Source organism: Maricaulis sp. (genome assembly GCF_048268525.1).
Lineage (GTDB): Bacteria > Pseudomonadota > Alphaproteobacteria > Caulobacterales > Maricaulaceae > Maricaulis.
Genome location: NZ_JBLWVH010000026.1, coordinates 19918 through 41531, shown reverse-complemented (window position 1 = coordinate 41531; position 21614 = coordinate 19918). Strand labels below are relative to the sequence as shown.

Genomic DNA, 21614 nt, shown 5'->3' with positions numbered 1-21614 from the left:
GAACGGCAGTGGCGGCAGAAACATCTTGAACAACGCGGCGCATGGCTATCTCCCCAACAACTATGTTCGCCATTTGTTCTATTGCGCGACAATGAGAGCGTCAAGGCATTTGTTCCAATTTTGTTCCATGTTTGGAAACCGCCCTGCTCAGGCAGGAACATACGGCGTCAGATGCCCGTCCGCGAAGGTCAGGATGCGGTCCATTCTTCCGGCCAGTTCGTGGTTATGGGTCGCGACCAGCGCAGCAGCGCCCTCGGCCCGGACCGTATCGCGGAAGGCCGCGAACACGGTGTCTGACGTATCCGGATCGAGATTGCCGGTCGGTTCGTCGGCCAGAAGGACGTGTGGCGCATTGGCCAGCGCCCGGGCTATGGCGACGCGTTGCTGCTCCCCGCCGGACAGCTGGGATGGCTGATGAAGCAGACGCTCGGCCAGACCCAGCCGTGTCAGCAATTCTTCGGCGCGCTGGCGGGCCTTGGCGGACGGAACGCCGGCGATCAGCTGCGGCAGGACAATGTTCTCCAACGCATCGAATTCCGGCAGCAAGTGATGGAATTGGTAGACGAAACCGATATCGCGGCGGCGGATGGCTGTGCGGGTCCGGTCATCCAGATCGCGCGTCGCCTGTCCCCTCACCCGCACTTCGCCGGCATCGGGGCGCTCCAGCAATCCGGCTGCATGTAGCAAGGAGGACTTGCCGGAGCCGGACGGTCCGACAAGCCCGACAATCTCGCCCGGTGCCAGCGACAGGCTGGCACCGCGCAGCACGGGCAGCTCGCCAGCCTCGGTCACATAGGTGCGGTCGATCGAATCGAGTTCGAGGACGAAATCACTCATAGCGAAGCGCCTCCACCGGATCGAGCCGGGCCGCCCGCCAGGCCGGTGGCAGGGTGACCAGCAGCGACACAACAAGGCCGAAAGTCGAGATGAAAGCGACCTCGCCCCAATCCATTTTGGCGGGGATACGGTAGAGATAATAAACGCTTGGATCCCAGACCTGGGCGCCAGTGGTCCAGGTGATGAAGTCCTGGATCGGACCGATATTGACCACGAACAAGATCCCCACAATCAGCCCGGCCAGGGTCCCGGCCATGCCGATGCTGGCACCGACAATCAGGAAGACCCGCATGATCGAAGCCCGGGTCGCGCCCATGGTGCGCAGGATGGCGATGTCACGGGACTTGTTCTTCACCAGCATGACCAGGCCGGAAATGATGTTCATCGCCGCGATCGCCACAACGATCGACAGGATCAGGCGCATCGCTGTGCGCTCGAATTGCAGTGCGTTGAAAAAGGCCGGGTCGAGCCTTGTATAGTCATAGACAGCCGCATTCGGGCCGGCGATGTCGCTGACCGGATCGACATAGAGTGGAGCCTGTTCGGCGTCGTCGAGACGGACCTGGATCAAGTCCACATCATCACCCCGCACGAAAAACAACTGCCCCTGTTCCAACGGCATGTAGGCGAGACTGTCATCAATGGTGGAGACGCCGGCCGCCAGGATCGCACCGACATAATAGGCTTTTTGCTGGGGCCGTGCCCCGAACGCCGACGGCGCGGCGCGGGCCGACAGGAAGGTCACGCGGTCGCCGACATTGACCCCCAGACGGCGGGCCACGCCGGTGCCCAGCACGATGACGTCACCGCCATTGCGGCCCGTCCCGAATTCCGACAGGTCGCCATGGGTCAGCCCGGTGCGGCTGCGCGGGTCCTCGCCCGACCGGATCACGTCCATCTCGGCAAGATCCTGTGGTCGCACGGCGAGCACCTGGAGGAAGGTTTCGTATCTGTCGGAGGTCGCCATCACCTGACCGGAAACGACCGGATCGGCGCTGGTCACACCGGTCATGGCTTCAATTTCCATCAGCAAACGGTCGACATCATCAGCGGGCATTTCCCGTGTATCGACATAGACATGTGGCTGAAAGCCGAGAAGTTGGCTGAATAGCTCGGCGCGGAAGCCGTTCATGATCGACATGACGGCGATCAGGCCGGTCACCGCCAGGGCGATCCCGCCAAAGGATATCCAGGCAATCAGCGCCACACCGCCATGCTTGCGGCGCGAACGCAGATAGCGAAAGGCGAGCAGGAATTCATAGGGGCTGAACGGCCGTGCGCCGCCGCCTTCACCGACACCCGTCTCGCCAGCCGCCTCAGACATCGCTGAACGCCCCTTCAGCAAGCCGGCTGACGGCATCCTCGGGCGACATTTCGTGTGTCTCACCGGTGCGGCGGATTTTCAGCTCGATCTTGCCCTCTTTCAGCCCACGCGGCCCGACTACCAGCTGATAGGGCAATCCAATCAGATCGGCGGTCGCGAACTTTGCGCCGGCGCGATTGTCGGTATCGTCATAGAGCGGGTCGAGCCCGGCCTTTACCAGGCCCTGGTAGGCGGCCTCGCAGCCGGCATCGCAAGCTTCGTCGCCGACGCGCATATTGATGATCCCCGCCCCGAACGGCGCGACGCTTTCCGGCCAGATACAGCCCTTCTCGTCATGATGCGCTTCGATGATCGCACCCAGCAGGCGCGACACGCCGACCCCGTAGGAGCCCATATGGACCGGGCGCGGCTGACCGTCCTGGTGCTGGACCGTGGCTTTCATCGGCTCGGAATACTTGGTGCCGAAATTGAAGATATGGCCAACCTCGATCCCGCGGGCTGACAGCTGGCGGTCGGCCGGCACGGCCGCAAAGGCCTCGGGCTGGTGCATTTCCTCGGTCGCCGCGTAGAGCGCCGTGCGCTGGTCGACCAGCGGCTGCAGATCGCCGTCGAAATCGACATCAAGACCCGGCGCGCCCATCTCAACCAGATCGGCATGGCAGAACACCTCGCTCTCGCCGGTTTCGGCCAGAACGATGAATTCATGGCTGAGATCGCCGCCGATCGGACCGGTATCGGCCTGCATCGGCACCGCCTTCAGACCAAGCCGGGCGAAGGTGTTGAGATAGGCCACGAACATGCGGTTATAGGAGCGCCGCGCTGCCGCCTCGTCGACATCGAAGGAATAGGCATCCTTCATCAGGAATTCGCGCCCGCGCATGACCCCGAAACGGGGCCGGCGCTCATCGCGGAATTTCCACTGGATATGATAGAGGAGCTTGGGGACGTCCTTGTAGGACTTGCAATAAGACCGGAAGATGTCGGTAATCATCTCCTCATTGGTCGGCCCGAACAGCATGTCGCGATCATGGCGGTCGATGATGCGCAGCATCTCGTCCCCATAATCCTCATAGCGGCCGCTCTCGCGCCACAGATCGGCGGACTGGATGGTCGGCATCAAGAGCTCAACCGCGCCGGCCCGGTCCTGTTCCTCGCGCACGATCTGCTCGATCTTGCGCAGCACGCGATGGCCCAGCGGCAGCCAGGCATAAATACCGGCGGCCTCCTGCTTGATCATGCCGGCGCGCAGCATCAGCTGGTGCGAGACAATCTCGGCATCGGACGGGGTTTCTTTCAGGACGGGCAGGAAATATCGGGACAGGCGCATGGGGCGATTCCGCTGGGCAAGGGTGTGACGCCCATTAGACCGGGTGAGCGCCGTAATACAAGGCGGCAGCGATGTCGGGGTGCAGAGACCCAACCGATTGCGCTCCGAATGGCGGTACTTCGCCTTATGCTCCGCATAACCCACCCAAAACGTCATCCTGACGAAAGTCAGGACCCAGCCTCGCACACTCAATTTCACCAAGCGTGGCAACGACTTCGCGTCGCAGACTGGGTCCCGATCGTCATCGGGATGACGGTGTGTGAGGCGGGGATAGAGACGAACTTATCCTCCCCCCTCGCCGCCCACCCCATAATGCCCTCGGTTTTCGGGACGGGAGGCGCGAGCTCAGTCACTTGTGCCCGGAAGCGAGCGGAGCCTGTCCGCGCCTTGGATGTGACAATCCATAGCTCCGGCAGGGCGTGTGATCAGGTCCAGGGGCACTAAACGACCGACCCTCAGTACCTGGCGCATTGGAATCGGTCGCGAGAGCGTCCGGGAAATCTCCGAGAACGGGATGTCGAGGACATCACGGACACCGCAGACCACCACCAGGACACCCCGGTGTCCGCCGACATCCCGTTCCCTCCCATACTTCGGCGTGAAAGCGCGCGAAGACGAAGGCGCATGCCGCAGGCGACAGCAAGGATCGGGTGGGCGTGTGGCTTCAGGCGCGACAGGGTGTGACATCAATCCAGAGGAGACACCCATGGCCTTCACCATCACCGGGCTCGCGCCGGACGCTTTCACACCATTTTTCGGCATGAGCGATGAGAAACTGGCCGAGCACGGCATCGTCCGGCACACCGCGACCGCCAAGCCCGGCTATCCCTGCCGCATCACGCTGGAAGACGCCGAGCCGGGCGAGACGCTGCTCCTGCTCAACCATGTCAGTCATACGGCCGACACGCCCTATCGCAGCAGCTATGCGATCTTTGTGCGCGAGACGGCCACCGAAGCCGCCCGCTTTCACGATGCCATCCCGCCGGTCATGAAAGGCCGACCGCTGGCGCTGCGCCTGTTTGATGCGGACGGCATGCTGGTCGGAGCGGATCTCGCCCTGGGCGGTGACCCGACGGTCAATATCGAGGCCGCTCTGGCGCGTGAGGACGTCGCCCATGTCGACGTGCACAACGCCGCCCATGGCTGTTTCGCGGCGCGGGTGGAACGTGGCTAACCCGGCTTAGCTATACAGGCGCTGCGGCATGAATTGCGCCATCACACCGCTTTCGGTGACGACGAAGTAAATGATCCAGACAATCGAGGCCGCAATCGTGGTCCACCACATTTTCTGTTTCAGATTAGGGGCTTGTGGTGCGCCGGGCTCGGAGCCGGCCACCACATCACCCGACTCTTCCTGCGAGCGAACGCCGACCGGCAGCATCATGAAGAAAAACAGCCACCAGACGATCAGGAAGACCACAATGCCATTGACGATTCCGACACCGCCATCCCGGACGAAAAACCCCTTGAGCCAGAGAATGGACGCCAGGGCGACGGGCAGATAGCTGAGCCAGCGGGTCATCGGGCCGGCTCCTGCATCAATTCGATCAGCTGGCCATGGCTGTCCTTCGGGTGAACAAAGATTACCGGGACGCCATGGGCGCCGACATAGGGCTCTCCTGTGCCCAGCACCGTCGCGCCCCGCTCGCGCATGGCGTCGCGGGCAGCAATGATGTCGGGCACTTCAAAGCAGATATGGTGCTGGCCGCCCTTGGGATTGCGCTCGAGAAACTTGTGGATCGGGCTGGCCTCACCGCACGGCTCGATCAGCTCGATCTCGGAATTGTCGAGATGGACAAAAGCGACACGAACACCCAGATGCGGGAAGTCCCGGGTTTCGGTCGCATCGCTCGCGCCATAAAGGTCGGCATAGGTTTTCTTGGCCGCCTCGATATCGGGAACGGCCACGCCGACATGGTTCAAACGTCCGATCTTCATGGGGTTATCTCCCGGTTTCAGACTTCCAGCATCATGATCTCGACCCAGGGCTTCTTGCCCCAGATGCGATTGGCCTCGCGGCGGACCGCGCGGCGGACTTCTTCCTCGGCCCGCTCGACATCGCGCTTATCGCGCTTGGACAGGCGGTCGAAGGCGCGCTCGGCCTCGTCGGCCATGGCGTCGGCGAAATCGTCGAGGGACATGTTGTCGTCTTCCGGCACGCCCTGCAGGCGCACTTCCGGGCCCGAGACGATCTCGCCTTTCTCGCTGACCGCCATCGACAGCGTCACCTGTCCGGCATGGGCCAGCTTGCGGCGCTCGCGCATCGAAGCGGCGTCGGCATCGACGATGAAATTGCCATCGACATGGAGCCGGCTGGCCGGCGCCTCGTCGACGATCGAGGCGGTGCCGTCCGAGCGGATCTGGACCATGTCGCCATTGCGGACAGAAACCGAATGCGGCACCTGCAACTCACGGGCAAAATCGGCATGCTCGAGCAGGTGACGGCGCTCGCCATGCACCGGGATGGCCACGCTCGGCTTGGCCCAGGCATACATCTGCGCCAGCTCGTCCCGGCAGGGATGGCCGGAGACATGGATCGGCCGGGTCTTCTCGGTGATGATATGGACGCCGCGCTCGGCCAGCTGGTTCTGCAGCTCGAATATTCCCAGCTCATTGCCCGGAATGACGCGGCTCGAGAAAATGACGGTGTCGTCCCTGCTCAGCGAGACATTGCGGTGATTGCCCGCAGCGATGCGTGACAGGGCGGCGCGCGGCTCACCTTGTGATCCGGTGCACAGGTAGAGAATCTTGGAGGCCGGGAAGGATGACGCCTCCTCTTCGCTGACGAAGTCCTTCACATGCTTCAACATGCCGACAGCCTTGGCGGCAGCGGTCATGCGGTGCATCGAGCGACCAACCAGGCAGACGCGGCGGCCATTGGCCTCGGCGGCTTCAATGGAGGATTGCAGGCGCGCGACATTGGAGGCGAAGGAGGCAATCGCCACCTTGCCGGTCTTGCATTCGCCGACGACCTTGATCAGCTCGTCACGGACATCCCCTTCCGAGCCACTCTCGCCGGGCGAAAACACATTCGTGCTGTCGCAGACCATGGCCAGCACGCCTTCATTGCCGATCGCGGTCAGGGCGTCGATATCGGTCGCCTCGCCGATCATCGGGGCCGGGTCGATCTTCCAGTCACCGGTGTGCAGCACCATGCCCGCCGGCGTGCGGATGGCGATGCCATTGGGTTCGGGAATGGAATGGGTCAGCGTCACCAGTTGCAGGTTGAACGGGCCGAGATCGAAGCGGCAGTCCAGCGCCATCTCGTGCAGCTCGACCTCGTCGAGAAGCCCGTATTCGCGCAGCCGGTCACGCACCAGCCAGGCGGTGAAGGGCGTCGCCCAGATCGGACAGCGCAGCCGCCGCCACAGATGCGCCACCGCGCCCATATGGTCTTCGTGGGCATGGGTCAGCACCATGCCGATCAGATCGTCACGGCGCTCCTCGATGAAGCGCGGATCGGGCATGATCAGGTCGACACCCGGTGTCGTAAGATCACCGAAGGTGACACCGCAATCGACGATGATCCATTTCTGTTTCCCCTCCGGCCCATAGCCGTAGAGATTGAGATTCATGCCGATTTCATCGGATCCGCCGAGCGGCAGGAAGTAGAGGCTATCGGTCACGTATCGGCACCGCCATTGAGTTTCCAGACTTCAAGAAGACCGCGAATGGTCAGATCCGCGTCGTAGTGGTCGATCGCCTTCGAGGCGCCGTCAAACAATGAGACGACACCACCGGTCGCGACCACGGTCATGGGTTGGGCGTACTCGCTCTTGAGGCGATGGACCAGCCCGTCGATCAGGTCGATATAGCCCCAGAACACGCCCGACTGCATGGCCGACACCGTGTCCTTGCCCATGACACGCGCCGGTTTGGCGATGGCGACACGCGGCAGTTTGGCTGCCGCCCCGTGCAGCGCCTGCATTGAGAGATTGATACCGGGCGCAATTATCCCGCCTTCAAAGGCACCATCAGCGGCAATCACGTCGAATGTGGTCGCTGTGCCGCTATCAATGATGATCAGCGCGCCGTCATAGATCGCTCGCGCGCCCAAGGCATTGACCAGGCGGTCAGCACCGGCATCCTGCGGGCGGTCCAGACGAACCTCGATATCTATGCGCACGCCCGGTTCACCGACAATGACCGGCTCGGCCTTGAAATAGCGGCGCGACAGATTGCGGAGATTGAACAGGGCCTGCGGCACAACGGTCGAAATCACACAGGCGGTGAGGTCGGCAAAGGAGAGCCCTTGCAACGCCATGAGCTGTGTCAGCCATACTGCATGTTCATCGGCCGTACGGGTGGCATCGGTGCCCGACCGCCATTGGGCGACCCAGTCATTGCCGTCATGAATGGCAAACAGCGTATTGGTGTTGCCGCAATCGATCGCGAGCAGCATGGGCTTCCTTTCATCCCGCTTTCGGGAAAAACACGTCTCCTGCGGAGATATACCGGCGACCGCCGCCGACCAAGTCCAGTCGCAGTGCGCCATCGGGTCCCAGGTCCGCAAAGACGCCCTTGACTGTCTCGCCCTCAAGCCGTGCTTCACAGGGCTGGCCAAGACCGTGGGCCCGGGTCAGCCAGCGATCGCGGACCGGGCCGAACCCGCCCAGCTGCCAGGCCTGGCGTTCGCGCTCAAAGGCGCTGACCAGTGTCTCGAGTGCCACCTCAGGCGACAGGGTCGCGCCATACCGGCCCAGAGACGTGGCCGGTCGCTCGGCATCGTCTGGTGCTTCGGCGAGATTAATGCCGATCCCCACCGCCAGCCACAGACCGCCATCGGGCGCCGGACCGCTCTCCAGCAGGATACCCGCAACCTTGCGGCCATGCACGAGCACATCATTGGGCCATTTCAGACGCGTCACCGACGGGTCCCGCGTGGCGCTGTCGCAGACCGCGGCAACAGCCAGGGCGGCTGCGAAAGACAGCTCGGCCGCCCGCCCCGGATCACACTGAAACGTGTACAGCCCCGTGCTGAAGAGATTGCCGCTCAGCCCGCTCCAGGCACGGCCACGACGCCCTCGCCCTGCCGTCTGCCGGCGGGCCGCCAGCCATAATGGGCCACGCTCACCGGCCAAGGCCCGATCCTGGATATCGGCATTGGTCGAGCTGGTTTCCTCGATCCACTCGATACGGGGCTGGGGCTGGGTCGCTGCCAAGGCTAAGGCGCTAGAGCAGCGCCAGCCCGACCGAATAGGCGCGGAAGACCAGCCAGCCGAGAACCGGCAGCAGCAATACCGTCGCCAGGCCGGCGATCCGGGCAATCCAGTAAGTCGAAACCGCAGACGGTACGAACTCGACCTCCGAGCTGTCGAACCAGATCACTTTCACGATGCGCAGATAATAGGCCGCACCCACGACCGAGAACAGGACGGCGAGGACGGCGAGGATCATCAGGTCGGCCTGCACCGCGGCGTAAATGACGAAGAACTTGCCGAAGAAGCCGACCATGAAAGGCAGGCCACCGATCGAGAACATCAGCGCGGTCATCGACCAGCCGAGTCCGGGATTGCGCTGGGCGAGACCGGCGAGGTCGGAAATCTGCTCGACCATGCCCTCACGCGTGCGCATGGACAGGATGGTGGCAAAGGAGCCGATGGCCCCGACCATGTAGAGCACCATGAAGACCAGCAGCGCCCACAGGCCGGTCTGGCTGGCCGCGGCGACGGCAACCAGGGCGTAGCCCATATTGCTGATCGAGGAGTAGGCCATCAGACGCTTGATATTCTGCTGGGTCAGGGCACCGAAGGCACCGACGGCCATCGACAGCACGGCGATCATCCAGATCACGTCGCGCCATTGGTCGACCACAGCGCCGAACGGTTCCATCAGGACGCGGGCCAGAAGCACGATGGCGGCAAATTTCGGGGCCGTCGCGAAGAAGGCGGTGACCGGGGTCGGCGCGCCCTCATAGACGTCCGGCGTCCACATGTGGAAGGGCGCGGCGGAAACCTTGAAGGCCAGGCCACAGATCACGAAGACCAGGCCGACGGTGAGACCGACATTGCTGCCGCTGCCAACGGCCAGGGCGATGTCGCCAAAACCGGTTGAGCCGGCAAAACCATAGACCAGCGAGGCACCATAGAGCAGCAGGCCCGACGACAGCGCGCCAAGCACGAAGTACTTCAGACCCGCTTCGGAGGCCCGCAGGCTGTCACGGTTGAAGGCGGCGAGCACATAGAGCGCCAACGACTGCAATTCGATGCCCATATACATGGCGATCAGGTCATTGGCCGAAACCATCATCATCATGCCGGTCACGGCCAGCACGACCAGGACCGGATACTCGATCTTGCCCAGCTTCTCGGCCTGCAGATACGGCATGGCCAGCAGCATGGCGATCGCCGCGACAAGGCCGATGGCGGTCTTGGAGAAACGCGCCAGGCTGTCAAAGACGAAGCTGTCATTGAAGGCCATGCCCTCACCGCTCACCAGGAAGAGCGCCGCCAGTGCCGCCGCGGCCAACAGGCCAACGGTCAGCCACTGGACCAGTTTCTCGGTCCCGCCGCCCTTGAGGAAGACACCCAGCATCAGCAGCGCCATGGCGCCGCCGGCCAGAACCAGCTCGGGAATGAGAAGCGACAGGTCGTGGGAAAGCATGTCCGCCGTCATGGCTGGCTTCTCCTACTGGGCCGATGCGGCAAGCGCCGCATCATAATTGGAAAGCAGATGATCAACCGCGGTCGCGGTGACATCCGTGATCAGGGTCGAGAACACGCCGAGCAGGAGCGTACCGATGATCAGCGGGATGAAGATCAGCCACTCCATCCGGTTGAGATCGGTGATCGTCTCGAGCTTGGGATTGGTGATCTCGCCGAAGACGACGTCGCGATAAACCGTCAGCATGTACATCGCCGACAGGATCACACCGACCGCGGCGCCGGTGGCGATCCACCAGCTGACCTGGAAGGCACCGACCATGGTCATGATCTCGCCGACAAAGCCGGAGGTGCCGGGCAGGCCCACATTGGCCATGGCGAACAGGCCGAAGATCGCCGCGAACACCGGCATCTTGTGGACCAGCCCGCCATAGAAGGCGATCTCGCGGGTGTGCATGCGGTCATAGATGACGCCGACACACAGGAAGAGCGCACCGGAGATCACGCCGTGCGAGATCATCTGGAAGATGGCCCCCTGCACACCAGTCTCGTTCATGGCAAACAGGCCCATGGTCACGAAGCCCATATGAGCAACCGAGGAGTAGGCGATCAGCTTCTTGATGTCGGTCTGACGGAAGGCCACCAGCGAAGTGTAGATGATGGCGATGATCGACAGCACGAACACCATTGGCGCGAAATAGTCGCTCGCCTCCGGGAACATCGGCAGCGAGAAGCGCAGGAAGCCGTAGCCACCGAGCTTCAACAGGATGCCGGCCAGGATGACCGAACCGGCGGTCGGGGCCTGCACGTGGGCATCGGGAAGCCAGGTATGGACCGGCCACATCGGCATCTTCACCGCGAAGGAGGCGAAGAAGGCCAGCCACATCCACATCTGGGCATTGCGGGCGAACTCGGTCTCCAGCAGCACGGTGACATCGGTCGTGCCGGCCTGCAGGAACATCACGATCATCGCCACCAGCATCAGCACCGAGCCGAGCAGGGTGTAGAGGAAGAATTTGAACGCCGCATAGACGCGGTTCTGTCCGCCCCAGACACCGATGATGATGAACATCGGGATCAGGCCACCTTCAAAGAAGATGTAGAACAGCACCAGGTCGAGCGCGCAGAACACGCCGATGACCATGGTTTCCAGCAGCAGGAAGGCGATCATGTAATCGGCGACGCGGGTCTTGATCGCGCCCGACGCCATGATGCAGATCGGCATCAGGAAGGCGGTCAGGACGACAAACAGGATCGACAGCCCGTCAACACCCATCCGGTAACCCAGACCGATCTGCTCGAGCCAGGTCACTTCGTGGACGAACTGGAATCCGGTTGCCTCGGCGTCGAAATTCGCCAGCAACAGGATCGACATGCCCAGCGTCACCATGGTGGCCAGCCAGGCCACCCAGCGCGAATTGCGGTCGATCAGGCCCTGGTCCTCGGAGCGGGCCGTGAACCGGAAGATCGCGATGACCAGCGCGCCAAGCGCCGGAACGAACGTCAGGATCGACAGGAAGGCTTCAAATTCGCCGAACATTTAAAGACCCCCTTGCCCGATCATGATCCAGAGCGTGAAGCCCAGGACGCCGATCAGCATGACGAATGCGTAGTGGTAGAGGAAACCGGACTGACCCTTGGCCAGGCGGCGCGCCGCAGCCAGCGTCGTGCCGGAAACGCCATTGGGACCCAGCCCGTCGATGATCTTCACATCACCGATTTTCCAGAACAGGTCGCCCAGTGCCTTGGCACCGCGGACGAAGACGAAATGGTAGATCTCGTCGACATACCACTTGTTGTAGAGGAAGGAATGGAGCGGACCACCGCGCGCGGCGATGCGGGCGCCCATGCCCTCATTGATCAAGTAGAACCAGATCGCGAGTCCAAAGCCGATCAGCGTGGCAAAGAAGGGCGACAGCAGGACCCAGGTCGGCGGATGATGTCCGCCACCATGATCGCCCTCACCGGCCTCGCTGTGATCATCAACCACGGCGTGGGCATCCGCTGCGACATGCGCCGGCGGCGCGTCATGGCTGGCCTCGCCGGCATGATCATCAACGACCGCATGGTCATCGACGACCGCGTGATCTCCAATCTCGGCATGATCATCACCATGGCCCCCGGCAACGGCTTCGCCGTGCGCGGCTGACGGCATGGCGTCATGCCAGAAGGCCGAGGCCCGCTCGCCGATGAAGTCGGCCTTGAAGATGCCACCGGCCAGGATCGCTCCCACCGCCAGCACCACCAAAGGCATCGCCATGGCGAATTTCGGGTCGTGGGCATGGTCATACACGTCCTTGGGACCGCGGAATTTTCCGTGGAAGGTCATGAAGATCAGGCGCCAGGAATAGAAGCTGGTCAAAAGGGCTGCGACACAGCCGATCCAGAAGGCCGGAATACCGAAGAAGACACCCTCGCGGCCGGCCATGAAGGCCCCCTCGATGATCGCATCCTTCGAGAAGAAGCCAGCAAAGCCCAGATCCCAGGGCAACAGACCCAGAGCCCCGAAGGAGAAGCCGACACCGGTCAGCGCGACCGTACCGATGAGCATCATCAGCCAGGTCATCGGCATCATCTTGTAGAGGCCGCCCATTTTGCGCATGTCCTGCTCGTCATGGACGCCGTGGATCACCGCGCCGGAGCCGAGGAATAACAGCGCCTTGAAGAAGGCGTGCGTGAACAGGTGGAACATGGCCGCGCCGTAAAGGCCCAGACCGGCAGCAAAGAACATGTAGCCCAGCTGCGAACAGGTCGAATAGGCGACCACGCGCTTGATGTCATTCTGCGCCACACCCACCGTCGCCGCGAACAGCGCCGTGGTGGCACCGATCACGGTGACGAAGGCGGAGGCCGCTTCCGCGTCCTGGAAGATCGGGAAAGCCCGGCAGACCAGGAAGACACCGGCGGTGACCATGGTGGCGGCGTGGATCAGCGCGGAGACCGGCGTCGGGCCTTCCATCGCGTCGGGCAGCCAGACATGGAGGAAGAACTGAGCTGATTTGCCCATCGCGCCGATGAACAGCAGGAAGGCAATCAGCTCGATCGCGTTGAGCTCCATGCCGGCAAAGGCCAGCACCGTATCGCGATGCTCGGAGACACCGGCAAAGACGTCGTCAAAGCTGACAGAGCCAAAGACGTAGAAGATCGCCATGATGCCCAGGGCAAAGCCGAAATCGCCGACCCGGTTGGTCACGAAAGCCTTGATGGCCGCATCATTGGCCGACTTTTTCTTGTACCAGAAGCCGATCAGCAGGTAGGAGGCCAGCCCCACGCCTTCCCAGCCGAAGAAGAGCTGGAGGAAGTTGTCCGCAGTCACCAGCGACAGCATCGCGAAGGTGAAGAGCGACAGGTAGGAGAAGAAGCGCGCCTTGTGCGGGTCGTGCTCCATATAGCCCCAGGAATAGATGTGCACGAGCGAGGAGACCGAAGTCACCACGACCAGCATCACCGCCGACAGGCTGTCCAGCTTGATCGCCCAGGAGACGTCGAACGCGCCGACGCTCATCCAGGTCGCCAGATGGATGGTCTGGGCATTGCCGCCATAGGTGACGTCGAAGAAGGTGATCACCGACAGCACGAAGGAGAGCACCACGAAGAAGGTAGTGACGATCTGCGCCGCGCGGTGGCCGACATGATTGCCGAGAAGACCGGCAAAGGCCGAAGCGATCAGCGGCCCGAAGACGATAATGGGTGCCATGATCCCCTAGCCCTTCATCAGGTTGACGCCCTCAACCGAGATATCACCCCGGTTGCGGAAATAGACGACGAGAATGGCCAGACCGACCGCCGCCTCGGCGGCCGCCACGGTCAGGACGAAAAGCGCGAACACCTGCCCGGCGAGATCGCCGAGGAAGGCCGAGAAGGCCACCAGGTTGATATTGACGGAGAGCAGGATCAGCTCGACCGACATCAACAGGATGATGACATTCTTTCGGTTCACGAAAATGCCGAAGACACCGATGGTGAAGAGCACACCGGCGACGGCGAGATAATGTCCCAGTCCGACGTCCATCATTCTCCAATCCCCTGTCCCGGCTTGATGTCATGCATGGTCACGGCGTCCTTGCGGTCGCGGCCGACCTGGGCCGAGACGCTCTGGCGGCGCACACCCGGCTTGTGGCGCAGGGTCAGCACGATGGCGCCGATCATGGCGACCAGCAGCACGAGGCCCGCAGCCTGGAAGAAATAGACATATTGGTCATAGATCACGAGACCGAGCGCCTCGACATTGGTCATCCCTTCGGGGATGGCTGCATCGCGCAGCGCCATCGCCTGGTCCGAGGCCTGCCAGGTCATGCCGATCATGCCCAGCTCGACAGCCAGGATGATGGCGACCAGACCGCCCAGAGGCAGATAGCTCAAAAAGCCCTGCTTCAGCTCGGTGAAGTCGACGTCCAGCATCATCACCACGAAGAGGAACAGGACCGCGACCGCGCCGACATAGACGACGATCAGCAGCATCGCCAGGAACTCCGCGCCGAGCAGCACGAAGAGCCCGGCCGCCGAGAAAAAGGCCAGGATCAGGAACAAGACCGACCGCACCGGGTTGCGCGAAATGACGACCATCAAGGCCGACAAAATCGCCACTCCGGAAAAGGCCCAGAAAGCCAGGTTAGCGAGCATGGTGCCCTCGTCCTCTCAAATGCGTCCCAAAATCGCCCCCCACCGCATCAGCGGTAAGGCGCGTCGAGTTCCAGGTTCTTGGCAATTTCCCGTTCCCAGCGATCGCCGTTCTCGAGCAGTTTTGCCTTGTCGTAGAAAAGTTCTTCGCGGGTTTCGGCGGCGAATTCGAAATTCGGGCCTTCCACGATTGCATCAACCGGGCATGCCTCCTGGCAATATCCGCAATAGATGCATTTGGTCATGTCGATGTCGTAGCGCGTGGTGCGGCGCGAGCCGTCAGAGCGCGGCTCGGCCTCGATGGTGATCGCCTGGGCCGGGCAGATGGCCTCGCACAGCTTGCAGGCGATGCAGCGCTCCTCGCCATTGGCATAGCGGCGCAGGGCGTGCTGGCCGCGGAAACGCGGGCTGAGCGGACCCTTCTCGAACGGGTAGTTCAGCGTCGCCTTCTTGGCGAAGAAATAGCGCATGCCCAGTCCGAAAGCGGACCAGAAGTCCATCAGGAGCGCGCCGCGAAATGCTTGTTGAATGCGTCCCATGACTTACCCCTGAGGTCCGTAAACGACGGCGGCGCCGACCAGGGCGACGGCCGCGAGCGAGATGGGCAGGAAGATTTTCCAGCCCAGCCGCATCAGCTGGTCGTAGCGGTAGCGCGGCACCAGGGCCTTCACCATCGCGAACATGAAGAAGAAGAAAACGATCTTGGCGGCGAACCAGAAGAAATACCAGGCGTGCGACGCCAGGTAGGGCCAGCCGGACACGTCCAGACCGAACGGGTCATTCCAGCCGCCGAAGAAGAGGATCGCCGTCATCGCGCACATCAGCACGATGTTGAGATACTCGCCGACCATGAACAGCAGATACGGGGTCGAGGAATATTCGACCTGATAACCCGCCACCAGTTCCGACTCGGCTTCGGGAAGGTCAAACGGCGGACGGTTGGTTTCGGCCAGGGCCGAGATGAAGAAGATCACCGCCATCGGGATCATCACCAGGAACATCGGCATCGGCCAGGCGTGGAAGGACAAAACATTCCAGTTCCAGAAACCGCCACCCTGCATCTCGATGATCTCGGACAGGTTCATCGAGCCGGCGAACAGCAGCACCGTCACGATGATGAAGCCGATCGAGACTTCATAGGACACCATCTGCGCTGCCGAGCGCAGTGCGCCGAGGAAAGGGTATTTCGAGTTCGAGGCCCAGCCGCCGATGATGATGCCATAGACACCCAGGGACGACATGGCGAACAAATAGAGGATGCCGACATTGAGATCGGCAATCACCCAGCCCGGCGCTGCCGGGACGACGGCCCAGGTCACGAAGGCGAGGATCAGGGTGATCAGCGGTGCCAGCAGGTAGAGCGAACGATCCGCCCCGGCCGGAACCACGATTTCCTTGAACACGAATTTGAAGAAGTCGGCGAAGGACTGCAGCAGGCCGAAGGCGCCAACGACGTTGGGGCCCTTGCGCATCTGCACGGCGGCCCAGACCTTGCGGTCCATCAGCAGCAGGAAGGCCAGTGAAATCAGCAGGACAACGGCAAAGGCCAGGATCTGCAGCACGGCAATGCCGAACCCGCCCCAGACACCGAATTGTTCGATGAAATCCGTCATCGCTTACTCCGCAGCCATCTGGGCCGGACCGGACGCCAGGGCAGAACATTCCGCCAGCGTCTTGGAGGCCCGGACGATCGGGTTGGTGAAGTAGAAATTCCGCACCGCCGGCACGAAATCGGTTGCCTCGACATCACCGGCAACACCGGCGGCTTTGGCGTCATAGCCCTCACTTGCACCCGGTGCGTGATCGATTCCCGCCAGAACGGGAACATCGGCGAACAGTTTGTGGCGCAATTCGGTGAGGTTGTTGTAGGGCAGCGTCTTGCCCAGGCGCTCGGACAGGGCCCGGAAGATCGCCCAACCCTCTTTCGCGTCGCCCTTCGGGAAGGTCGCGCGATAGGCCAGCTGGACCCGGCCTTCGGTGTTGGCGAAGAGGCCGTCCTGCTCGGTCCAGGCGGCGCTCGGCAGGATGAGATCGGCGCGGTGGGCGCCGGCATCACCATGGCTGCCGACATAGATCACGAAGGCGTCGCCGAACTGGGCCATGTCCAGCTCGTCGGCGCCCATCAGCACAACCGTGTCGAGCGGATTGGACTGCATGCCCGCCACATCATGACCCCCCTCGCCCGGCACAAAGCCGAGATCGAGACCGGCAACACGGCTGGCCGCCGTGTGCAGGATGGAGAGGCCATTCCACTCGGCGCTGACCGCCCCGACCGCATCAGCGAGTTCACCGGCGGCGCGCAGCACCTGGGCGCCATCGGCGCGGGTCAGGGCGCCGGAGCCAACCAGGATGAGCGGGCGCTTGGCGTCCTTCAACGTCTTGATGAAGCCGGAGCGCTTTTTCTTCAGGCCGGCAAGAACATCGGCCGACGTGCCGACATGCTCATAGGGATAGGTCAGATCGACGGCTTCGCCGATCAGCCCCACCTTTGTGTCATTATGGAGCCAGGTCTTGCGGATGCGGGCGTTGAGGATGGCCGCTTCCTTGCGCGGATTGGCGCCGATGATGAGGATGGCATCGGCGTCCTCGACGCCGGCAATGGTCGCGTTGAAGAGGTAGTCCTCACGCGCACCGCCGCCCACTTTGGCGCCATCCTGGCGGCAATCGATCGAGCTCACACCGAGCGCGTCAGCGAGATCCTTGGCGGCCTTCATTTCCTCGGCCGAGCAGAGATCACCGGCGATCATGCCGATTTTCGAGGCGTCACCACCCAGCTTGTCTGCCGCAATCGTCAGCGCTTCAGGCCAATCGGTCGGACGCAGCTTGCCGTTTTCGCGGACATAGGCCTTGTCGAGACGCTGACGGCCCAGACCTTCCCAAGCGTAGCGCGTCTTGTCGGAGATCCATTCCTCGTTCACGCCCTCATGGACGCGCGGCAGGATGCGCAGCACGGCGGAGCCACGGGCGTCGACACGGATATTCGAGCCAAGCGCATCCATCACATCAATGGTCTCGGTCTTCTTCAGCTCCCACGGACGGGCGTTGAAGGCGTAGGGCTTGGAGGTCAGCGCACCGACCGGGCACAGATCGATGACATTGCCGGACAGCTCCGACGTCACGGCGCTTTCCAGATAGGTGGTGATCTCGGCATCCTCGCCGCGACCGATCATGCCGATCTCGGGCGAGCCGGCGACTTCGGTGACGAAGCGGACGCAGCGCGTGCACTGGATGCAGCGCGTCATCTCCGTGGCGATGATCGGACCCATTTCCTTGTCTTCAACCGCGCGCTTGTTTTCCGGGAAACGGGAACCGGTGCGGCCATAGACCAAAGACTGGTCCTGCAGGTCACACTCACCGCCCTGGTCGCAGATCGGGCAATCGAGCGGGTGGTTGATGAGCAGAAACTCCATCACCCCTTCGCGCGCCTTCTTGACCAGTGGCGACAGCGTATTCATCGCCGGCGGCTCGCCATTCGGCCCGCCGCGCATGTCACGTACATTCATCGCACAGGACGCCGCCGGCTTGGGCGCACCGACCAGCTCGACCAGGCACATCCGGCAATTACCGGCGACCGAGAGGCGCTCGTGATAGCAAAAGCGCGGGATTTCCCGGCCAGCCGCTTCAGCCGCCTGCAACAGCGTATAGGAAGTCGGAACCTCGATTTCCTCGCCGTCGATAATGATTTTGCGGAGATCTTCGCTCATCGGATGATGCCCCTACTCGGCCGCGACCTGGCTGACAAAGACAGGCTTGCCAGCGCGGTAATTGTTGATGCGGTCCTCGATCTCGGACCGGAAATGGCGGATCAGGCCCTGGACGGGCCAGGCGGCCGCGTCACCCAGGGCGCAGATCGTGTGACCTTCGACCTGACCGGCGACGTCGAGCAGCATGTCGATCTCTTCAATCGTCGACTCGCCGGCCGCCATGCGGGTCAAGACGCGCCACATCCAGCCAGTGCCTTCGCGGCACGGCGTGCACTGGCCGCAGCTTTCATGGCGGTAGAAGTAGGAGATACGGGCGATCGCCTTCACCACGTCGGTGGACTTGTCCATGACGATGACGGCAGCCGTGCCCAGACCCGACTTGTGCGCGGAGAGCGCGTCGAAATCCATCAGCACGTCGTCGCAAATGTCTTTCGGCAGGAGCGAGACCGAGGAGCCGCCCGGAATGACGGCCTTGAGATTATCCCAACCGCCGCGCACACCGCCGGCATGCGTCTCGATGAGGGTTTTCATCGGGATCGACATGGCTTCTTCGACATTGCACGGATTGTTCACATGGCCGGAGATCGAGAAGATCTTGGTGCCGACATTGCGCTCGCGGCCAAACCTGGCGAACCATTCGGCGCCGCGGCGCAAAATGGTGCCGGCAACGGCAATCGACTCGACGTTGTTGACCGTGGTCGGGCAGCCATAGAGGCCGGCATTGGCGGGGAATGGCGGCTTGAGGCGCGGTTGCCCCTTCTTGCCTTCCAGGCTTTCCAGAAGGGCCGTCTCTTCGCCGCAGATATAGGCGCCGGCGCCGTGATGGATATAGACGTGGAAGGGCCAGCCATGAATATTGTCGTCGCCGATCAGCTTGGCCTCATAGGCCTCCTTGACGGCCTTTTCCATGGCCAGGCGCTCGGTGACATATTCACCGCGCAGATAGATGTAGCAGGCATGGGCCTGCATCGAGAATGAGGCGATCAGGCAGCCTTCGATGAGAAGGTGCGGATCATGCCGCATGATCTCGCGGTCCTTGCAGGTGCCCGGCTCGGATTCGTCGGCATTGACGACGAGATAGTGCGGACGGGCGCCCACTTCCTTGGGCATGAAGGACCATTTCAGACCGGTCGGGAAACCGGCGCCGCCCCGGCCGCGCAGGCCCGAGGCTTTCATGTTGTCGATGATCCAGTCACGGCCCTGTTCGAGGATTTCCTTGGTGCCATTCCAGCAGCCGCGTTGCTTGGCGCCTTCCAGATCCGGGCTGTGATGCCCGAACAGGTTGGTGAAGATACGATCTTTATCCTGGAGGAGTTGCGTCGCCATGTATCAGCCCTCCGCCTTGCCGGTATTCGGCAGCTTGATCTTCTTCGCGCGAGAGCCGTCATAGAGCGACGGGTCGGTGAGCACCTTGGTGCCATGCGGCTCGGAAGCATTGCGCTCCGATTGCGGGCCGTACTTGATCTTTTTGCCGGCGGCGAGGTCGTCCATCAGGGCTTCCAGCTTCGGCCCGTCGAGGTCCTCGACGTAATGGTCGCCATCGGGGTTGGCGAGCTGGATCATCGGGGCGTTGGCGCAAGCGCCCATGCACTCAACCTCGACCCAGGTGAACTTGCCGTCAGCCGAAATCTCGTGCGGCTTGCCGATGCGCTTCTTGCAGACATCGATCAGCTCGTCAGAGCCGCGCAGCATGCAGGGCGTGGTGCCGCAGACCTGGATCAGGTGTGTCCCGACCGGCTCGAGATTGAACATGGTGTAGAAGGTCGCGACTTCGTAGACGCGGATATAGGGCATTTCCAGCCGGTTCGCGATGTCACGGATGGCGGGCTCGGACACCCAGCCTTCCTGCTTTTGCGCGATCCACAACATGGGGATGACCGCCGAGGCCTTCTTGGCTTCGGGATATTTGGCCAGCCAGAACTTGATCTCGTCTTCGCTCTTCTTGTTGAAGGCAAAGCTCTCGGGCTGCTCTTTTGCGAGACGACGAACGCTCATCGGTCGATCTCCCCGAACACGACATCCAGCGAGCCGATGATCGCGGACACGTCGGCCAGCATGTGGCCCTTGCTCATGTAATCCATCGCCGCGAGGTGGGCGAAGCCCGGTGCGCGGATCTTCAGGCGGTAGGGCTTGTTCGAGCCATCCGAGACCAGATAGACGCCGAATTCGCCCTTGGGCGCCTCGACGGCGACATAGGTCTCGCCCTCTTCGACGTGGACACCCTCGGTATAGAGTTTGAAGTGCTGGATCAGCGCTTCCATCGAGCGCTTCATCTCGGCCCGGCGCGGCGGCGAGAACTTCGAGTCGGTGGCCAGCACCTCGCCCGCATTCTCGTCCTTCATGAGCCAGTCACAGCACTGGATCATGATCTTCACGCTCTCGCGCATCTCTTCCATGCGGCACAGATAGCGATCATAGCAATCGCCATTCTTGCCGACGGGAATGTCGAATTTCAGCTCGTCATAGACCGAATAGGGCTGCGAACGGCGCAGGTCCCAGGCGAGGCCCGAGCCACGCACCATGACGCCGGAGAAGCCCCAGGCCAGCACGTCTTCCTTGGTCACAACGCCGATATCGACATTGCGCTGCTTGAAGATCCGGTTCTCGGTCAAAAGGCTGTCGATATCGTCCAGCTTGGCCGGGAATTGGTCACACCAGGCACGGATATCCTCGACCAGCTTCATCGGCAGGTCCTGATGGACACCGCCCGGGCGGAAATAATGGGCGTGCATGCGCGAGCCGGAGGCGCGCTCATAGAAGACCATCAGCTTTTCGCGCTCTTCAAAACCCCAGAGCGGCGGCGTCAGCGCGCCAACATCCATGGCCTGCGTGGTCACATTGAGCAGGTGGTTGAGCACCCGGCCGATCTCGCAATAGAGCACGCGGACATATTCGCCGCGCTTGGGCACGGTGATGCCGGCCAGCTTTTCAGCGGCCATGCAGAAGGCGTGCTCCTGGTTCATCGGCGCGACATAGTCGAGACGGTCGAAATAGCCGATGCCCTGGAGATAGGTCTTGTGCTCGAGCAGCTTCTCGGTGCCGCGGTGTAAAAGGCCGATATGCGGATCAACGCGCTCGACAACCTCGCCATCCAGCTCCAGCACCAGGCGCAGCACGCCGTGCGCAGCCGGGTGCTGCGGGCCGAAATTGATGGTGAAATTGCGCGGGGCCTCATTGGCCTGGGTCATGTCATCAGCCAT

Annotated in this window: 20 protein-coding genes; 1 reads left to right on the top strand and 19 read right to left on the bottom strand. The window is 62.4% G+C overall.

The genetic code is table 11. The features are described 5' to 3' along the window. Positions 1-147: 147 nt before the first annotated feature. From ACN0X9_RS12855 to proS, 3 genes are read right to left on the bottom strand one after another with little or no spacing between them, the layout of a single operon-like run. Positions 148-837: an ABC transporter ATP-binding protein gene (locus tag ACN0X9_RS12855; protein ID WP_417487964.1), complete on the bottom strand. Its 690-nt coding sequence runs from the start codon at positions 835-837 to the stop codon at positions 148-150. Next, positions 830-2161: a lipoprotein-releasing ABC transporter permease subunit gene (locus ACN0X9_RS12850; protein WP_417487963.1), complete on the bottom strand. Its 1332-nt coding sequence runs from the start codon at positions 2159-2161 to the stop codon at positions 830-832. The genes ACN0X9_RS12855 and ACN0X9_RS12850 overlap by 8 nt, the downstream gene beginning before the upstream one ends. After that, on the bottom strand, positions 2154-3488 hold the full coding sequence (proS, locus tag ACN0X9_RS12845; protein ID WP_417487962.1) for a proline--tRNA ligase: 1335 nt from the start codon (positions 3486-3488) through the stop codon (positions 2154-2156). The genes ACN0X9_RS12850 and proS overlap by 8 nt, the downstream gene beginning before the upstream one ends. Positions 3489-4194: 706 nt before the next feature. Between proS and ACN0X9_RS12840 the strand changes: the two genes are divergently transcribed. Then, positions 4195-4662: a DUF1203 domain-containing protein gene (locus ACN0X9_RS12840; RefSeq protein ID WP_417487961.1), complete on the top strand. Its 468-nt coding sequence runs from the start codon at positions 4195-4197 to the stop codon at positions 4660-4662. Positions 4663-4668: 6 nt separating this feature from the next. Here ACN0X9_RS12840 and ACN0X9_RS12835 read toward each other — a convergent pair whose 3' ends face one another. The 16 genes from ACN0X9_RS12835 to ACN0X9_RS12760 are packed head-to-tail and all read right to left on the bottom strand — an operon-like array spanning position 4669 to position 21614. Continuing rightward, complete coding sequence (locus ACN0X9_RS12835) at positions 4669-5010, bottom strand: DUF1467 family protein (protein WP_417487960.1); 342 nt, start codon at positions 5008-5010, stop codon at positions 4669-4671. After that, positions 5007-5426, bottom strand: a complete 420-nt coding sequence (gene mce, locus ACN0X9_RS12830) for a methylmalonyl-CoA epimerase (RefSeq protein WP_417487959.1) — start codon at positions 5424-5426, stop codon at positions 5007-5009. The genes ACN0X9_RS12835 and mce overlap by 4 nt, the downstream gene beginning before the upstream one ends. A gap of 17 nt (positions 5427-5443) precedes the next feature. After that, entirely contained in the window at positions 5444-7063 is a 1620-nt protein-coding gene (locus ACN0X9_RS12825; protein ID WP_417487970.1) for a ribonuclease J, read from the bottom strand. A 47-nt stretch (positions 7064-7110) separates the two neighbouring features. Beyond that, positions 7111-7890 carry a type III pantothenate kinase gene (locus ACN0X9_RS12820; protein WP_417487958.1) on the bottom strand — a complete coding sequence of 260 codons (780 nt, stop codon included), beginning with the start codon at positions 7888-7890 and terminating at the stop codon, positions 7111-7113. 10 nt (positions 7891-7900) lie between these two features. Next, on the bottom strand, positions 7901-8650 hold the full coding sequence (locus ACN0X9_RS12815; protein ID WP_417487957.1) for a biotin--[acetyl-CoA-carboxylase] ligase: 750 nt from the start codon (positions 8648-8650) through the stop codon (positions 7901-7903). 10 nt (positions 8651-8660) lie between these two features. After that, positions 8661-10103, bottom strand: coding sequence for an NADH-quinone oxidoreductase subunit NuoN (gene nuoN, locus ACN0X9_RS12810; RefSeq protein ID WP_417487956.1), 1443 nt, complete (start codon positions 10101-10103; stop codon positions 8661-8663). A gap of 12 nt (positions 10104-10115) precedes the next feature. Beyond that, entirely contained in the window at positions 10116-11630 is a 1515-nt protein-coding gene (locus ACN0X9_RS12805; RefSeq protein ID WP_417487955.1) for an NADH-quinone oxidoreductase subunit M, read from the bottom strand. Beyond that, positions 11631-13787, bottom strand: coding sequence for an NADH-quinone oxidoreductase subunit L (gene nuoL / locus ACN0X9_RS12800; protein WP_417487954.1), 2157 nt, complete (start codon positions 13785-13787; stop codon positions 11631-11633). It abuts the gene before it with no gap. Between the two features lie 6 nt (positions 13788-13793). Continuing rightward, complete coding sequence (nuoK, locus tag ACN0X9_RS12795; protein ID WP_121210232.1) at positions 13794-14102, bottom strand: NADH-quinone oxidoreductase subunit NuoK; 309 nt, start codon at positions 14100-14102, stop codon at positions 13794-13796. After that, on the bottom strand, positions 14102-14713 hold the full coding sequence (locus ACN0X9_RS12790; RefSeq protein ID WP_417487953.1) for an NADH-quinone oxidoreductase subunit J: 612 nt from the start codon (positions 14711-14713) through the stop codon (positions 14102-14104). Before ACN0X9_RS12790 ends, nuoK begins: the two co-directional genes overlap by 1 nt. A gap of 47 nt (positions 14714-14760) precedes the next feature. Then, a complete protein-coding gene (gene nuoI / locus ACN0X9_RS12785; RefSeq protein WP_011643302.1) occupies positions 14761-15249 on the bottom strand; it encodes an NADH-quinone oxidoreductase subunit NuoI in 489 nt (162 codons plus the stop codon). 3 nt (positions 15250-15252) lie between these two features. Next, entirely contained in the window at positions 15253-16323 is a 1071-nt protein-coding gene (gene nuoH, locus ACN0X9_RS12780) for an NADH-quinone oxidoreductase subunit NuoH (RefSeq protein ID WP_011643301.1), read from the bottom strand. Between the two features lie 3 nt (positions 16324-16326). Beyond that, entirely contained in the window at positions 16327-18414 is a 2088-nt protein-coding gene (gene nuoG / locus ACN0X9_RS12775; RefSeq protein WP_417487952.1) for an NADH-quinone oxidoreductase subunit NuoG, read from the bottom strand. 12 nt (positions 18415-18426) lie between these two features. Beyond that, positions 18427-19740, bottom strand: coding sequence for an NADH-quinone oxidoreductase subunit NuoF (gene nuoF / locus ACN0X9_RS12770; protein ID WP_417487951.1), 1314 nt, complete (start codon positions 19738-19740; stop codon positions 18427-18429). A 3-nt stretch (positions 19741-19743) separates the two neighbouring features. Further along, a complete protein-coding gene (nuoE, locus tag ACN0X9_RS12765; protein ID WP_417487950.1) occupies positions 19744-20409 on the bottom strand; it encodes an NADH-quinone oxidoreductase subunit NuoE in 666 nt (221 codons plus the stop codon). Beyond that, positions 20406-21614 (bottom strand): NADH-quinone oxidoreductase subunit D, encoded by a 1209-nt coding sequence (locus tag ACN0X9_RS12760; protein WP_417487949.1) that lies wholly within the window; start codon positions 21612-21614, stop codon positions 20406-20408. The genes nuoE and ACN0X9_RS12760 overlap by 4 nt, the downstream gene beginning before the upstream one ends.

Bases quoted from the DNA above. Each gene is read 5' to 3' on its own strand.
- ACN0X9_RS12855 (WP_417487964.1), bottom strand. From the start codon at position 837: ATGAGTGATTTCGTCCTCGAACTCGATTCGATCGACCGCACCTATGTG.
- ACN0X9_RS12850 (WP_417487963.1), bottom strand. From the start codon at position 2,161: ATGTCTGAGGCGGCTGGCGAGACGGGTGTCGGTGAAGGCGGCGGCGCA.
- proS (WP_417487962.1), bottom strand. From the start codon at position 3,488: ATGCGCCTGTCCCGATATTTCCTGCCCGTCCTGAAAGAAACCCCGTCC.
- ACN0X9_RS12840 (WP_417487961.1), top strand. From the start codon at position 4,195: ATGGCCTTCACCATCACCGGGCTCGCGCCGGACGCTTTCACACCATTT.
- ACN0X9_RS12835 (WP_417487960.1), bottom strand. From the start codon at position 5,010: ATGACCCGCTGGCTCAGCTATCTGCCCGTCGCCCTGGCGTCCATTCTC.
- mce (WP_417487959.1), bottom strand. From the start codon at position 5,426: ATGAAGATCGGACGTTTGAACCATGTCGGCGTGGCCGTTCCCGATATC.
- ACN0X9_RS12825 (WP_417487970.1), bottom strand. From the start codon at position 7,063: ATGAATCTCAATCTCTACGGCTATGGGCCGGAGGGGAAACAGAAATGG.
- ACN0X9_RS12820 (WP_417487958.1), bottom strand. From the start codon at position 7,890: ATGCTGCTCGCGATCGATTGCGGCAACACCAATACGCTGTTTGCCATT.
- nuoN (WP_417487956.1), bottom strand. From the start codon at position 10,103: ATGACGGCGGACATGCTTTCCCACGACCTGTCGCTTCTCATTCCCGAG.
- ACN0X9_RS12805 (WP_417487955.1), bottom strand. From the start codon at position 11,630: ATGTTCGGCGAATTTGAAGCCTTCCTGTCGATCCTGACGTTCGTTCCG.
- nuoL (WP_417487954.1), bottom strand. From the start codon at position 13,787: ATGGCACCCATTATCGTCTTCGGGCCGCTGATCGCTTCGGCCTTTGCC.
- nuoK (WP_121210232.1), bottom strand. From the start codon at position 14,102: ATGGACGTCGGACTGGGACATTATCTCGCCGTCGCCGGTGTGCTCTTC.
- ACN0X9_RS12790 (WP_417487953.1), bottom strand. From the start codon at position 14,713: ATGCTCGCTAACCTGGCTTTCTGGGCCTTTTCCGGAGTGGCGATTTTG.
- nuoI (WP_011643302.1), bottom strand. From the start codon at position 15,249: ATGGGACGCATTCAACAAGCATTTCGCGGCGCGCTCCTGATGGACTTC.
- nuoH (WP_011643301.1), bottom strand. From the start codon at position 16,323: ATGACGGATTTCATCGAACAATTCGGTGTCTGGGGCGGGTTCGGCATT.
- nuoG (WP_417487952.1), bottom strand. From the start codon at position 18,414: ATGAGCGAAGATCTCCGCAAAATCATTATCGACGGCGAGGAAATCGAG.
- nuoF (WP_417487951.1), bottom strand. From the start codon at position 19,740: ATGGCGACGCAACTCCTCCAGGATAAAGATCGTATCTTCACCAACCTG.
- nuoE (WP_417487950.1), bottom strand. From the start codon at position 20,409: ATGAGCGTTCGTCGTCTCGCAAAAGAGCAGCCCGAGAGCTTTGCCTTC.
- ACN0X9_RS12760 (WP_417487949.1), bottom strand. From the start codon at position 21,614: ATGGCTGATGACATGACCCAGGCCAATGAGGCCCCGCGCAATTTCACC.